Below are 14011 nucleotides of genomic sequence, written 5' to 3' on the forward strand. Positions count from 1 at the left end.
GAGCGCCAATGGGGGTCCCACCACCGGTTTCGTCCGTTCGGGCGGTGATCATCGGCACGTCGCGAGGGTCGTCACGCCCTCCCCCGGACGGGCGGGCGGCGGTCTCCGGGTACGGGTCGGACCGGCACGCCGGAGCGAGCCGGTGCCGGTGCCGTGGTGCCGGTGAGGGCCGGGTGCGCCGCAACGCGTCCGCGCCGGGCCGGTGGTCGACGCGAGCGGGGGATCCGGTGCCGGACCGGGCACCGGATCCCCCGGCCGTGGCGTCGGTGCGGTGGTGCGCCGGGGTCAGCCCCGGGTGGCTCCCAGAGCCGTCGTGAGCTCGCCGGAGAGCGCCACGGCGGCGTCGCGCAGCGCCGAGCGGTCGGGACCGGCCTGCAGCACCGACCGGGCCGCCGCGGGCAGCACCGGTCCCCCGGTGCCGGCGAAGCGGGCGGCGACGTCGTCCGGGGTCGCACCCTGGGCGCCCAGGCCGGGCACCAGGACGGGCCCGTTCAGCGTCGACAGGTCCAGCCCGTGCTCCCCGGTCGCCCCGACGACGACGCCCACGTCCCCGCAGGCCGCCGCGCCCGCGTTGCGGGCCGCTGCACCGTCCACCATCGACTGGGCGACCGACGACGCAGGGCCCTCCGCCCCGCCGAGGACGGCGGTCTGCACCGGCCCGCCCTCCGCGTTCGAGGTCCGGGCCAGCACGAACACCCCGCGCCCGGCCTCGGCGGCCGCGGACAGCGCCGGCTCCAGCGAGCCGAACCCGAGGTACGGCGACAGGGTCACCGCGTCCGCACCCAGCGGCGCCCCGGGGCGCAGGTAGGCGTCGGCATAACCATCCATCGTGGACCCGATGTCGCCGCGCTTGGCGTCGAGCAGGGTCAGCGTCGAGGTGCCGACGAAGCCGGCCAGCAGCCGCTCCAGCACCGCGACCCCGGCCGAGCCGTGCCGCTCGAAGAACGCCGACTGCGGCTTCACCACCGAGACCGCCCCGCCGAAGGCGGCGAGGCAGGTCTCGGCGAAGCGCTCGAGCCCGTCGGCGTCGTCGGGCAGGCCCCAGTCCGCGAGCAGCCCGGGATGCGGGTCGATGCCCACACAGAGCGGCCCGGCCGCGGCGACCGCGGTCAGCAGCCGGTCGCCGAACCGGCCGCTCACGCCGGCTCGCCCGCGGACCCGGCAGGCACCGGCTCACCGGCGGCGATCGCCGCGGCGGAGTCGGTCTCGGCGCGGATCGCCGCGTGCGCCTCCTGCAGCGACCGCACACCCAGCCCGCCGGAGGTGAGCGCCTCGATGCCCTGCACCGCGGCCGCCGCCCCCTGGACGGTGGTGATGCACGGGACACCGCGGGACACCGCGGCCGCGCGGATCTCGTAGCCGTCCACCCGCGGCCCGGCCTGGCCGACCGGGGTGTTGACGATCAGGTCCACGTCCCCGGCCAGGATCGTGTCGACGATCGTCGGCTCGTCCGGCGTCGACCCGGCCGAGTGCTTGCGCACCACGGTCGCGGCGATGCCGTTGCGGCGCAGCATCTCCGCCGTGCCGTCGGTGGCCAGCACCTGGAAGCCGAGGTCGGCGAGGCGGCGGATCGGGAAGACCATCGCCCGCTTGTCGCGGTCGGCGATCGACACGAACACCGTGCCCGAGGTCGGCAGCGAGCCGTACGCGGCGGCCTGGGACTTCGCGAACGCCGGCCCGAAGGCGGCGTCGAAGCCCATGACCTCACCGGTGGACTTCATCTCCGGCCCGAGCAGCGGGTCGACGCCCTGGCCCGCGGTGTTGCGGAACCGGTTGAACGGCAGCACCGCCTCCTTGACCGCGACCGGGGAGTCGGCCGGGAGCCGGCCGCCGTCGCCGGTGGCGGGCAGCACGCCCTCCGAGCGCAGCTCGGCGATCGTGGCGCCCAGCATGATCCGGGCGGCGGCCTTGGCCAGCGAGACCGATGTCGCCTTGGACACGAACGGCACGGTCCGCGACGCCCGCGGGTTGGCCTCCAGCACGTAGAGCACGTCGCCGTGCAGCGCGTACTGCACGTTCAGCAGCCCCCGCACCCCGACGCCGTGCGCGATCGCCGCGGTGGCCTCGCGCACCTTCTCCAGCACCGAGGAGCCCAGGGTGATCGGCGGCAGCGCGCACGACGAGTCACCGGAGTGCACACCGGCCTCCTCGATGTGCTCCATCACGCCGCCGAGGTAGACCTCCTCGCCGTCGCACAGGGCGTCGACGTCGATCTCGATGGCGTCGTCGAGGAACTTGTCGACCAGCACCGGGCGGTCCGGGGAGACGGTGGTGGCGCGGGCGATGTACCCGGCCAGCGAGGCCTCGTCGTAGACGATCTCCATGCCGCGCCCGCCGAGCACGTAGGACGGGCGGACCAGCACCGGGTAGCCGACCCGCGCGGCGATCTCGCGGGCGCCGTCGAAGCTGGTGGCGGTGCCGAAGTCCGGGGCGGGAAGCCCCGCGGTGTTCAGTACCTCGCCGAACGCGCCCCGGTCCTCGGCCAGGTCGATCGCCGCGGCGGAGGTCCCGACGACCGGCACGCCTGCGTCGGTGAGCCGCTGCGCCAGCCCCAGCGGGGTCTGCCCGCCGAGCTGCACGATCACGCCGGCGACCTCGCCGGACTGCTGCTCGGCGTGCACGACCTCGAGGACGTCCTCGAAGGTCAGCGGCTCGAAGTACAGGCGGTCGGCGGTGTCGTAGTCGGTGGACACCGTCTCCGGGTTGCAGTTGACCATGACGGTCTCGAACCCGGCCTCGCGCAGCGCCATCACCGCGTGCACGCAGGAGTAGTCGAACTCGATGCCCTGCCCGATGCGGTTCGGCCCGGAGCCGAGGATGAGCACCTTCGGCTTCTCGGTCTGCGGGGCGATCTCCGACTCCGCGGCGGGGTCGGTCTCGTAGGCCGAGTAGTGGTACGGCGTCCGCGCGGCGAACTCGGCGGCGCAGGTGTCGACGGTCTTGTAGACCGGCCGGATCCCGAGCCGGTGGCGCAGCGCGCGCACACCGTCCTCACCGGCGAACTCGGGCCGGATGGCCGCGAGCTGGCGGTCGGACAGGCCGTGGCGCTTGGCGCGGCGCAGCAGGTCGGCGTCGAGCACCGGGGCGGCCTCGATCTCGGAGCGGATCTCCCCGACCAGGGCGATCTGGTCGACGAACCAGGGGTCGATGCCGGAGGCCTTCGCGACGTCCTCGACGGACTGGCCCAGCCGCAGCGCGCGCTCGACCTCGTAGATGCGGCCATCGACCGGGACGGTGTACTCCGGCTCGCCCTCGGGGTCCGGGGCGGTCCAGAACCCGGCGCGGGCCCGCTCCATCGAGCGCAGCGCCTTGCCCAGCGCCTCCGGGAACGACCGGCCCAGCGCCATCGCCTCGCCGACCGACTTCATGGTCGTGGTCAGCTCGGGGTCGGCGCCGGGGAACTTCTCGAACGCGAACCGGGGGATCTTCACCACGACGTAGTCCAGGGTCGGCTCGAACGCCGCCGGGGTCTCGCCGGTGATGTCGTTGCGGATCTCGTCGAGGGAGTAGCCGACGGCCAGCCGCGCGGCGATCTTGGCGATCGGGAAGCCGGTGGCCTTCGACGCCAGCGCCGAGGACCGCGACACCCGCGGGTTCATCTCGATCACGACCAGGCGCCCGGTCTCCGGGTGGATCGCGAACTGGATGTTGCAGCCGCCGGTCTCGACACCGACCTCGCGCAGCACCGCGATGCCGACGTCGCGCATGTGCTGGTACTCGCGGTCGGTCAGCGTCATCGCCGGGGCGACGGTGATCGAGTCACCGGTGTGCACGCCCATCGGGTCGAGGTTCTCGATGGAGCAGACGACGACCACGTTGTCCATGTGGTCGCGCATCAGCTCGAGCTCGTACTCCTTCCAGCCGAGCACCGACTCCTCGATGAGGACCTCGGTGACCGGGGACGCCGACAGCCCGAGCCCGGCCAGGCGCTCCAGCTCCTCGGCGGAGTGCGCCATGCCCGAGCCGAGCCCGCCCATGGTGAACGAGGGCCGGATGACCACCGGGAGACCGAGCTCCTCGGTGGCGGCGCGCACCTCGTCCATGGAGTGGCAGACCTTCGAGCGCGGCACGTCCCCGCCCACGCTCGTCACGATGTCCTTGAACTTGAGCCGGTCCTCGCCGCGCTGGATCGCATCGACGTCGGCGCCGATGAGCTCGACGCCGTAGCGCTCGAGGACACCGTTGTCGTGCAGCGCGATCGCGGTGTTCAGCGCGGTCTGGCCACCGAGGGTCGCCAGGATCGCGTCCGGGCGCTCGGCGGCGATGACCTTCTCGACGAACTCCGGGGTGATCGGCTCGATGTAGGTGGCGTCGGCGAACTCCGGATCGGTCATGATCGTCGCCGGGTTGGAGTTCACCAGCGAGACGCGGATGCCCTCGGCCTGCAGCACCCGGCACGCCTGGGTGCCGGAGTAGTCGAACTCGCAGGCCTGGCCGATGACGATCGGGCCGGAGCCGATCACCATCACGTGCTTGATGTCGTCGCGGCGGGGCATCAGAGGTCCTCCTGCCCGGTCCGGGACTGCTGGGTGTCCTCGACGTGGGCGATCGGGGCGGTCAGGGGGTCGGGCTCCGGGTAGGGCCGCGGCTCGGCGCCCGGGGCGGGGCGGCCCGCGGCGCCTGCGTAGCCGACGGGGTTGTCGGCCATCAGCGACACGAAGCGGTCGAACAGGTCGGCGGCGTCGTGCGGGCCTGCGGCGGCCTCGGGGTGGTACTGCACCGAGAACGCCGGGAAGTCGAGCCCGGTGAGGCCCTCGACGGTGTCGTCGTTGGGGCAGAAGTGGCTGATCACGGCGCGGCCGTAGGGGGTGTCGAACTCCTCGCCGGGGGCGCCGGCGACGGCGAAGCCGTGGTTCTGCGAGGTGATCGCGACCTTGCCGGTCGCGTACTCGACGACCGGGATGTTGATACCGCGGTGGCCGTAGCGCATCTTGAAGGTCTCGCGGCCGAGCGCGCGGCCGAGGAGCTGGTTGCCGAAGCAGATCCCGAACAGCGGGATCCGCCGGGCCAGGACCTCCTTCGCCAGTGCCACCGGGCCGTCCGCGGTGGCCGGGTCACCCGGGCCGTTGGCCAGGAAGAACCCGTCCGGGCGCAGCTCGTCGATCTTCTCGATCGGGGTGTCGGCCGGCAGCACGTGCACCTCGATGCCACGCGCGGCCATCATCCGCGGGGTGTTCGACTTGATGCCCACATCGAGGGCGGCGACGACGAAGCGCCGCTCCCCCTCGGCCGGGACGACGTAGGGCTCGGCCGTGGTGACCGCGCCGTAGAGGTCGGCGCCTGCCATCTCCGGGGAGTCCTGCACCCGGGCGACCAGCTCGTCGTCGGCGGCCAGGGCGTCACCGGAGAAGACCCCGGCGCGCATGGCGCCGCGCTCGCGCAGGTGGCGCACCGCGGCACGGGTGTCGATGCCGGCGATGCCGACGACCCCCTGGGCGCGCAGCGCGTCCTCCAGCGACCCGGTCGCCCGCCAGCTCGACGTGCGGCGGGAGGGGTCGCGGACGACGTAGCCCGCGACCTGGATGCCTGCCGACTCGTCGTCCTCGTCGTTCCAGCCGGTGTTGCCGATCTGCGGTGCGGTCTGCAGCACGATCTGCCGGTGGTACGACGGGTCGGTCAGGGTCTCCTGGTACCCGGTCATGCCGGTGGTGAACACCGCCTCGCCGAGGGTCTGCCCCTCGGCCCCGTACGCCTCGCCGCGGAAGATCCGCCCGTCCTCCAGCACCAGCAATGCTGTGCTCGTCATGCCTGAACCCCTCCGTGTCCGAACGGACCTGCCGGTGCCGTACCTGCTCCCGCTGCCACCGAACCGCCCGGGGCCACCGAACCACCCCGGGCGGTGATCCGGCCACGCAGCACCGTCGCGACCACCGTCGCGGGGAGCCGCATTCCCTCGTACGGCGTGTTCGTCGCCTTGCTCGCCATCGCCGCGCCGCGGATCGTCCGGACCCCGTCCGGGTCGACCAGCGCGAACGTGGCCGGCTCCCCCTCCGCGATCGGGCGGCCCTGGTCGGGCAGCCCGCCGATCTCGGCAGGGCGCTCGGAGAGCACCCGGGCCACGCCGTGCCAGTCCAGCAGGCCGGGCTCGACCATCGTCTCGACCAGCACCGACAGCGCGGTCTCCAGGCCCAGCATGCCGGGCTTGGCGGCCTGCCACTCGGTGTCCTTGTACTGCGGAGCGTGCGGGGCGTGGTCGGTGGCGACGGCGTCGATGAGGCCCTCGGCCAGCGCCTCGCGCATCGCGCGGGTGTCGTCGCCGGTGCGCAGCGGCGGGTTGACCTTGTTGACCGGGTCGTAGCTCGACAGCCGGGAGTCGGTCAGCAGCAGGTGGTGCGGGGCGACCTCCGCACTGACCCGCACGCCCGCGGCCTTGGCCGCGCGCAGCACCTCGATGGTGCGCGACGACGACACGTGGCACACGTGCAGCTTCGCGCCGGCGTCGCGGGCCAGCGCGCAGTCCCGCGCGACGACGGTCTCCTCGGCCGACGCGGGCCAGCCGGTCAGGCCCAGCCGGGACGCGACCGCGCCCTCGTGGGCCTGCGCGCCGCAGGTCAGCCGGTGGTCCTCGGCGTGCTGGGCGACCACGGCGTCGAGCGCGGAGGCGTACTCCAGTGCCCGGCGCATGATCAGCGGGTCGTTCACGCAGCGGCCGTCGTCGGAGAACATCCGGACCGCGGCAGGCGAGTGCGCCATCATGCCCAGCTCGGCGAGGCGCTCCCCGCCGAGCCCGACGGTGACCGCACCGACCGGGTGCACGTCGACCAGGCCGACCTCGGCGCCGCGGCGGGCGACGAACTCGACGACGACCGGCGAGTCCGCGACCGGGTCGGTGTTGGGCATCGCGAAGATCGCGGTGAACCCGCCAAGCGCCGCGGCGCGCGAGCCGGTCTCGATCGTCTCCGCGTCCTCGCCGCCGGGCTCGCGCAGGTGCACGTGCAGGTCGACGAAGCCGGGCAGCAGGACCGCGCCCCCGGCGTCGAGGACCTCGGCGCGCTCGGGCGCGGTCAGCCCGGTCCCGATGGTCTCGACGACGCCGTCGGTGACGAGCACGTCGACGGCGTCCTCGCCGTAGGGGCGGGCGTCGGTGATCAGCAGCTGGTTCGTCACTCGGGGGCTCCCGCCAGCAGGTGGTAGAGGACGGCCATCCGCACGTGCACGCCGGTGCGCACCTGCTGCAGGACGGCGGCGTTCGGGGCGTCGGCGACGGCGGGCGCGATCTCCATGCCGCGCACCATCGGGCCGGGGTGCAGGACGACCGCGTCGTCGCGCAGCAGCGCCGCCCGGTCCTCGTTGAGGCCGTAGCCGACGGAGTACTCGCGCGCCGACGGGAAGAACCCGCCGTGCATCCGCTCGGCCTGCACGCGCAGCATCATCACCGCGTCGACGCCGGGCAGCTCGGGGTCGAGCTCGTACGCGACCCGGCAGGGCCACTGCTCGACGCCGACCGGCAGCAGCGTCGGCGGGGCGACGAGCACGACCTCGGCGCCCAGGGTGGCGAGCAGCAGCACGTTGGAGCGGGCCACGCGCGAGTGCAGGACGTCGCCGACGATCGCGATCCGCCGCCCGGCGATGCCGCCGAGCCGGTCGCGCAGGGTGGCCGCGTCGAGCAGGGCCTGGGTGGGGTGCTCGTGGGTGCCGTCACCGGCGTTGACCACCGCGGTGGGCGTCCCGGTGACCTCTCGGTCGGGATTGATGCGCGGTCCGCCTGCGCTACCCGCTTCATCGAGCCAGCCCGCCACGCGCTGCGCAGCACCGGAGGCCGGGTGGCGCAGGACGACGCAGTCGGTGCCCATCGCCGAGAGCGTCAGCGTGGTGTCGCGCAGCGACTCGCCCTTGGACACCGACGACGCCGACGCCGACACGTTCACCGTGTCCGCGCTCATCCACTTGCCGGCGACCTCGAACGACACCCGGGTGCGGGTGGAGTTCTCGTAGAACACGGTCAGGATCGTGCGCCCGCGCAGCGTGGGCAGTTTGCGGACCTCGCGGCCCAGCAGGGTCTCGCGCAGCCGGTCGGAGGTGTCGAGCAGCGCGGTGGCCTCGCTCGCGTCCAGGTCGGCCACGGACAGCAGGTGCTTCACCGCCGCTCCTCCCCCGCGTGCTCCGCCGGGTGGTCGGGCGCCTCGGTGATCCAGACGCCGTCGGCGCCGTCGATCTCGGTCAGGGACAGCAGGATCTGCTCCGTACGGGACGTGGGGACGTTCTTGCCGACGTAGTCCGCCCGGATCGGCAGCTCCCGGTGCCCGCGGTCGACGAGCACGGCGAGCTGCACGGCGCGCGGCCTGCCCTCGTCGCGCAGCGCGTCGAGCGCGGCCCGGGTGGTGCGCCCGGACATCAGGACGTCGTCGACCAGGACGACGAGCTTGTCGTCGACGCCGCCCTCGGGGACCGCGGTGGGCTCCAGCGTGCGGGCGGGGCCGCGGCGCAGGTCGTCGCGGTAGAGGGTGGCGTCCACCGAGCCGACGGCCGGAGCGACACCCGCGAACTCGCCGATCGCGGCGCCGAGGCGGTGGGCGAGGTGGACCCCGCGGGTCGGGACGCCGAGCAGGACGAGGTCGTCGGCGGTGTCCGGACCGAACGCGGTCTTCTCGATGATCTGGTGCGCGATGCGCGCGACGGTGCGGGTGACGTCGGCTGCGGACAGCAGTTCCCTCCCGGGATCCTGCCCACCGGCGTCCCCGCGGCGGTTCTGCGCCACGAGTGGTCTCCTTCCCCGCCTCACCGGACGGGTCTTAAAGGACGGTCGAGCACGACCAACCTAGCAACCGGTCCGCAGGCGACACGGTGTGGCCGCGCCGCGTCACAGGGCGACCCGGGCCACACCCGTCCCACCCGGCACGTGGTGTCACGATGCGGTCACGGTCCGGTGCGGACGCCGCCGGCGAGCGCGGGCGCGAACGCGGCCCCGGACGGCCCCCGCATCGTCGCCCCGGTGCGATGTGACCGGCGGTAACAAGCCTGGTGGGACCGGGTGCACACCCACAGGGGCGAGGGCCGAAGGTCCCGTGCCACACCCTCCGCTACCGCTGACGAGGGACCCCCGCTGCCCCGTTCGTGTGGGAAAGCGCTCGTCAACCCCCCGAGCAGGGGGTCGAACTTGACCGTGCCCGTCCGGACCCGGAGGATTACTCTCCGTATCAATAAGGGAACGTGCAGGCGCAGCGACGCCGGTTCCGCGGAGGGACATCCGGCCCCTCCGGGACGCCGGTGGGCGGCGGCCGGCGGAGGCCGGACGTCACCGCGCGTACAGCGGGACGACCGGAGTCGGCACGGACCGTCAGGAACGAGGGGAACGATGGGCGACTACGCCAAGGCGCTCGGGGGCAAGCTCCGGGCGATCAGGCAGCAGCAGGGGCTGTCGCTGCACGGCGTCGAGCAGAAGTCCGGCGGGCGGTGGAAGGCCGTCGTCGTGGGTTCGTACGAGCGCGGTGACCGTGCCGTGACCGTGCAGAAGCTCGCCGAGCTGGCCGACTTCTACGGGGTGCCGGTGGCCGAGCTGCTGCCCGAGGGGCGGATCCCGTCCGGCAGCGAGCCCGCCACCAAGATCGTGATCAACCTGGAGCGGCTGCAGCAGCTCCCGGCGGACAAGGTGGGGCCGCTGGCCCGCTACGCCGCGGCCATCCAGAGCCAGCGCGGCGACTACAACGGCAAGGTGCTCTCCATCCGCGCGGAGGACCTCCGCTCGCTGGCGATCATCTACGACATGTCCCCCGGCGAGCTGACCGACCAGCTCATCGAGTGGGGCGTGCTGCCGCCCGAGTCGCGGCCGGGGCCGCACGTGTAGGTCGCCGCGCGGGTCCGGATGCGTCACCAGGGGAAGGGCGACGCATCCGGCACCGGAGTGCCCGGACCACGAGAACGGGCCCGCCACCCGGATGTCCGGTCGGCGGGCCCGTTCTCGTGTGCGGGGGTGGCTCTCAGAGCGTGGCGCGCAGCCGCTCCGCGATGTCGGAGAGCTGGCCGAGCACACCGTTGACGTAGCGCGGCGAGTCGTCGGTCGAGAGCTGGCGGGCCAGCTCGACGGCCTCGGTGATCACCACCGGGTCGTCGACGTCGTCGACCCACAGCAGCTCGTAGACGCCGATGCGCAGCAGGCCGCGGTCCACCGCAGGCATCCGGTCGATCGTCCAGCCCTCGGCGTGCTCGGAGATCAGCTGGTCGATCCGGTCGCGGTGCGCGGCGACGCCCTCGACGAGCTGCACCGCGTAGTCCTGCACCGGCGGCGCGTCGGCGGAGTCCTTGCGGGTGTCGAGGACCCGCAGCGGGTCCTCGCCGCGGGCCTCTGCCTCGAAGAGGATGTCCAGGGCCCGTTTGCGGGCCTTGGTACGGGCTCGCACGTCAGGAGGTCCGGCCGAGGTACCGGCCGTCCCGGGTGTCGACCTTGACCTTGGTGCCGGTCTCGAGGAACAGCGGGACCTGGATCTCCGCGCCGGTCTCCAGGGTGGCGGGCTTGGTGCCGCCGGTGGAGCGGTCGCCCTGCAGGCCCGGGTCGGTCTCGGAGATGACGAGCTCGACCGAGGTGGGCAGCTCGACGAACAGCGGCTCCCCCTCGTGCAGCGACACCTGCGCCGACGCGTTCTCCAGCAGGTACTTCGCGGCGTCGCCGACGGCCTTCGACGAGATCGGGATCTGCTCGAAGGTGTCGCCGTCCATGAAGACGAAGTCGTCGCCCTCGCGGTACAGGTAGGTCATGTCGCGCCGGTCGACGGTCGCGGTGTCGACCTTGGTGCCGGCGTTGAAGGTCTTGTCGACGACCTTGCCGGACATGACGTTCTTCAGGGTGGTGCGCACGAACGCACCGCCCTTGCCCGGCTTGACGTGCTGGAACGCCGTCACGGTCCACAGCTGGCCCTCGAGGTTGAGGACCAGGCCGTTCTTCAGGTCGTTCGTGGTCGCCACGTGCGCGCTCTCCTGATCGGATCTCGGTCGTGCGGGTCGGGCACCGGCCCGGCACACCCGGCGCCACGGCCGCTGTCGCGACGGGCTGTCTCGACAGGCGGCGGGCGGCGCGGAGCACGGCCGGTGCATCGGGCGCACCGGACCCGCGCGGGCGGTGCGCACCTGACGGGCCACGATACCGCCACGCTGTTCACCTGCCGGTTCCGGCCCCGTCGGTGCCAGGATGGGCGCCATGCCGGATCCCTCCCCCGCCGCGGCCGTCCCCACTCCGGCCGGCCCCGCCGCGTCCGTCCGTGTGGTGGTCGCCGACGACCAGGCCGTCGTCCGGGCCGGGCTGCGCGCGGTCCTCGCCGCGGCACCGGACATCGACGTGGTGGGCGAGGCCGTCGACGGCGCAGGCGCGGTCGAGCTGGCCGAGTCGCTGCGCCCGGACGTCGTGCTGATGGACGTGCGGATGCCCGGCACCGACGGCATCGAGGGCACCCGGCGGATCCGGGCGCTGCGCGACCCGCGGATCAAGGTGCTGGTGGTGACGACCTTCGACCTCGACCGGCACGTCTACGACGCGCTGCGGGCCGGGGCGTCGGGGTTCGTGCTCAAGGACGTCGAGCCGGAGGACCTGCACGTCGCGGTGCGCACGGTGCACGCCGGGCACGAGCTGTTCGCGCCGTCGGTGACCCGGCGCCTCGTCGGCTCGTTCGTCCCGGCCGACCCGGCGCCCGACCCCGGCCCGGCCGGGACGCTGACCGAGCGGGAGCGCGAGGTGCTGGCGCTGGTCGCCGCGGGTCTGTCGAACGCTGAGATCGCCGACCGGCTGGTGCTGGGCGGGACGACGGTGAAGACCCACGTGTCGAACCTGCTCACCAAGCTGGGGCTGCGGGACCGGGTGCAGCTCGTCGTGTTCGCCTACGAGCAGGGGTTGGTCGGGGCGGCGGGGGACGGCGGTGGCTGAGCCGTGCGCCGGCACCGCGGCCGAACCGGGGCACGCCCGCGAGGCACCCGCTGCCGGCGACGCGTCCGACGAGGCCGGGAATCGGCCGGGAGCGGCGCGGGGCACGCGGGCCGGTGACGTCGCACTGGCGGCGATGGTGCTGCTGCTCGCCGTCCAGGACCTCGTCACCGTCTCCCGGCTCACTCCGGAGCAGCTGGGTCCACTGCTGCTCCTGCGCGGCCCCTCGGCGCTGGTTGTCGGGATCGTCCTGGCGCTCGGACAGATCGCGACCGTGCTGGTGCGGCGCCGGCGGCCGCGGACCGCCTATCTGGCCCACGCGGGGCTGGCGACGGTCCAGATGCTCTCCATCGGTGCCTACGCCGCGTTCGTGTGGCCGATTCTGGCGTTCTCCGTGGCCCGGACGCCACGCTTCGCACGAGGACCGCGCGCGGCGGTGTCGATCACTCTCCCGCTGCTGGTGTCGCTGGGCTTCCTGCTCCTGGTTCCGATGACCTACGGTGGCCCGACCGCCGGGTTCATCCTGTTCTTCCCGACCGCCTGGCAGGAGGTCCCGCTGGTGATCGCCGGGGCGGTCGCCGGCCGGTGGACCCGGATCGCGGCCGAACGGGCCGACCGCGAACGCGCGGTCATCGGCCGTGCGCGCCGGGCGTCGGCGCTGCGGGCCGAACGCGTCCGGATCGCCGACGAGGTCGGCGGCGGTGTCCTCGCCGGGCTGCGCAGCCTGGTCGCCCACATCGAGCAGCTCGCCGTGCGGCCCCCCGCCGCGAGCGACCTGCAGGAGATCCGGGACCGCGCGCGGTCGGTACTGGCGGCGATGCGCCGAGCGCTCGGGGTGCTGCGGGCGCCGGGCTCGGTTGATCCCGTCGCCCCGGAGCCGGATCGGCGGTGCGCCACGCCGCCTCAACGGCGACCTCCACTGCCCGACCACGCCGGGCTGGCCGTGCTCGCCGCGTTCGCCGTACCGGCTCTGGCGGTCGGGCTCCTGATCGCCGACGTGCCGCCGGCGCGCGAACCGTCGGGACTTCTGCATCTGCTCCGCCTGCCGCTCGGGTCCCTGCTCCCGTTGCTGGTCGTCGCCATCCAGCTCGCGGCGGTCGGCTGGTGGCGGACGGCACCGGTCACGGCGCTGCTCGTGTCCGGGGCCGGCTCCTTCACCGCCGGCGCGCTCGACGTGTCCAACCTGTTCGCCGAGGGCACCTGGACCCTGCTCGTCTGGGGCGCCGCGACCCGGGCCCCGATGCTGCTCTCGGGAGCCGCCGTGGTCATCTCCACGTTGGTCGTGCTGGCCGGCTCCATCCTGCACGGCTCCTGGGAACGGCTCGACACGACCCCGCCGCAGGTTCTGCCGTCCTACATCGCTGTCGCACCGCTGTGGCTCACCGGTGCCCTCGTCCGTCGCGAGCGCCGGGCCCGGGACGCCCGCGCCGAGGCCGCCGACCGCGACGCCGTCACCGGGGAACGCCTGCGGGTGGCCCGCGACCTGCACGACGTCGTCGCCCACCACGTCAGCGCCGTCGCGGTGCAGGCCGGTGCCGCGCGGATGGCCGCGGACTCCGGCGACACCGACGCCCGCGCCGGCGCCGTCGCGCACATCGTGGAGTCCGGGCGGCGGATCGCCGAGGCGCTGCCGCAGCTGGAGGGGCTGACCCCGGACCGCTCCCCCGCCGCGCTCGACGCCGACGGGGTCGCGGCCGTCGTGGCGCCGTCGCGGGCGGCCGGGCTGCCGGTGACCGTCGTCGTCGACGGGGACCCGCCCGCCGAGCCCGGCGACGCCGACGTCTTCGCCCGCCACCTGCTCACCGAGTCGCTGACCAACGTGCTCCGCCACGCGGGGCCCACGCCGACCCGGGTGCACGTGACGCACCGGCCGTCGGAGGTCGTCGTCGAGGTCTCCGACGACGGCCCCGTCGCCGGTCACCGGCCCGACGCGACCGGCTCCGGGCTCGGGCTGGTGGGGATGCGCGAGCGCGTCGCGCTGCTCGGCGGGGACCTCGGCGCGGGCCCCGCGCACACCGGCTGGACGGTCCGCGCGGTGCTCCCCCGCGCGGCACCGGCGGCCACGGAGCCGGCCGGTCTCGTCCCCGCGGACGAGCACGCCGCGTTCCCGATCTCGTCCTCGTCGCCGATCCGGAGCGACACGCGCGAGTCCTAGGTTCGGTC

Annotated in this window: 11 protein-coding genes; 3 read left to right on the forward strand and 8 right to left on the reverse strand. The window is 74.1% G+C overall.

The features are described 5' to 3' along the window. Window positions 1-285: 285 nt before the first annotated feature. From pyrF to pyrR, 6 genes are read right to left on the reverse strand one after another with little or no spacing between them, the layout of a single operon-like run. A complete protein-coding gene (gene pyrF / locus ACLE50_RS11510; protein ID WP_410943456.1) occupies window positions 286-1140 on the reverse strand; it encodes an orotidine-5'-phosphate decarboxylase in 855 nt (284 codons plus the stop codon). Beyond that, window positions 1137-4496: a carbamoyl-phosphate synthase large subunit gene (carB, locus tag ACLE50_RS11515; protein WP_410943457.1), complete on the reverse strand. Its 3360-nt coding sequence runs from the start codon at window positions 4494-4496 to the stop codon at window positions 1137-1139. Before carB ends, pyrF begins: the two co-directional genes overlap by 4 nt. Then, window positions 4496-5746 (reverse strand): glutamine-hydrolyzing carbamoyl-phosphate synthase small subunit, encoded by a 1251-nt coding sequence (gene carA, locus ACLE50_RS11520; RefSeq protein WP_410943458.1) that lies wholly within the window; start codon window positions 5744-5746, stop codon window positions 4496-4498. The genes carB and carA overlap by 1 nt, the downstream gene beginning before the upstream one ends. Next, entirely contained in the window at window positions 5743-7107 is a 1365-nt protein-coding gene (locus ACLE50_RS11525; protein WP_410943459.1) for a dihydroorotase, read from the reverse strand. The genes carA and ACLE50_RS11525 overlap by 4 nt, the downstream gene beginning before the upstream one ends. Then, on the reverse strand, window positions 7104-8081 hold the full coding sequence (locus tag ACLE50_RS11530; protein WP_410943460.1) for an aspartate carbamoyltransferase catalytic subunit: 978 nt from the start codon (window positions 8079-8081) through the stop codon (window positions 7104-7106). Before ACLE50_RS11530 ends, ACLE50_RS11525 begins: the two co-directional genes overlap by 4 nt. Beyond that, a complete protein-coding gene (gene pyrR, locus ACLE50_RS11535) occupies window positions 8078-8698 on the reverse strand; it encodes a bifunctional pyr operon transcriptional regulator/uracil phosphoribosyltransferase PyrR (RefSeq protein WP_410943461.1) in 621 nt (206 codons plus the stop codon). The genes ACLE50_RS11530 and pyrR overlap by 4 nt, the downstream gene beginning before the upstream one ends. 597 nt (window positions 8699-9295) lie before the next feature. On the opposite strand from pyrR, the gene bldD reads away from it, so the two are divergent. Continuing rightward, window positions 9296-9784: a transcriptional regulator BldD gene (gene bldD, locus ACLE50_RS11540; protein ID WP_410943462.1), complete on the forward strand. Its 489-nt coding sequence runs from the start codon at window positions 9296-9298 to the stop codon at window positions 9782-9784. Between the two features lie 133 nt (window positions 9785-9917). Here the strand turns inward: bldD and nusB are convergent, their stop codons facing one another. Together nusB and efp are read right to left on the reverse strand one after the other, a co-directional pair. Beyond that, on the reverse strand, window positions 9918-10337 hold the full coding sequence (gene nusB, locus ACLE50_RS11545) for a transcription antitermination factor NusB (RefSeq protein ID WP_410943463.1): 420 nt from the start codon (window positions 10335-10337) through the stop codon (window positions 9918-9920). 1 nt (window position 10338) lies between these two features. Next, window positions 10339-10899 carry an elongation factor P gene (gene efp, locus ACLE50_RS11550; RefSeq protein WP_410943464.1) on the reverse strand — a complete coding sequence of 187 codons (561 nt, stop codon included), beginning with the start codon at window positions 10897-10899 and terminating at the stop codon, window positions 10339-10341. A gap of 232 nt (window positions 10900-11131) precedes the next feature. Here efp and ACLE50_RS11555 point away from each other — a divergent pair, with 232 nt between their 5' ends. Beyond that, complete coding sequence (locus ACLE50_RS11555; RefSeq protein ID WP_410943465.1) at window positions 11132-11851, forward strand: response regulator; 720 nt, start codon at window positions 11132-11134, stop codon at window positions 11849-11851. Next, window positions 11844-14003: a sensor histidine kinase gene (locus tag ACLE50_RS11560; RefSeq protein ID WP_410943466.1), complete on the forward strand. Its 2160-nt coding sequence runs from the start codon at window positions 11844-11846 to the stop codon at window positions 14001-14003. The genes ACLE50_RS11555 and ACLE50_RS11560 overlap by 8 nt, the downstream gene beginning before the upstream one ends. Window positions 14004-14011: the final 8 nt, after the last annotated feature.

The organism is Pseudonocardia phyllosphaerae, assembly GCF_046546475.1.
In the GTDB taxonomy this organism is placed as follows: domain Bacteria; phylum Actinomycetota; class Actinomycetes; order Mycobacteriales; family Pseudonocardiaceae; genus Pseudonocardia; species Pseudonocardia phyllosphaerae.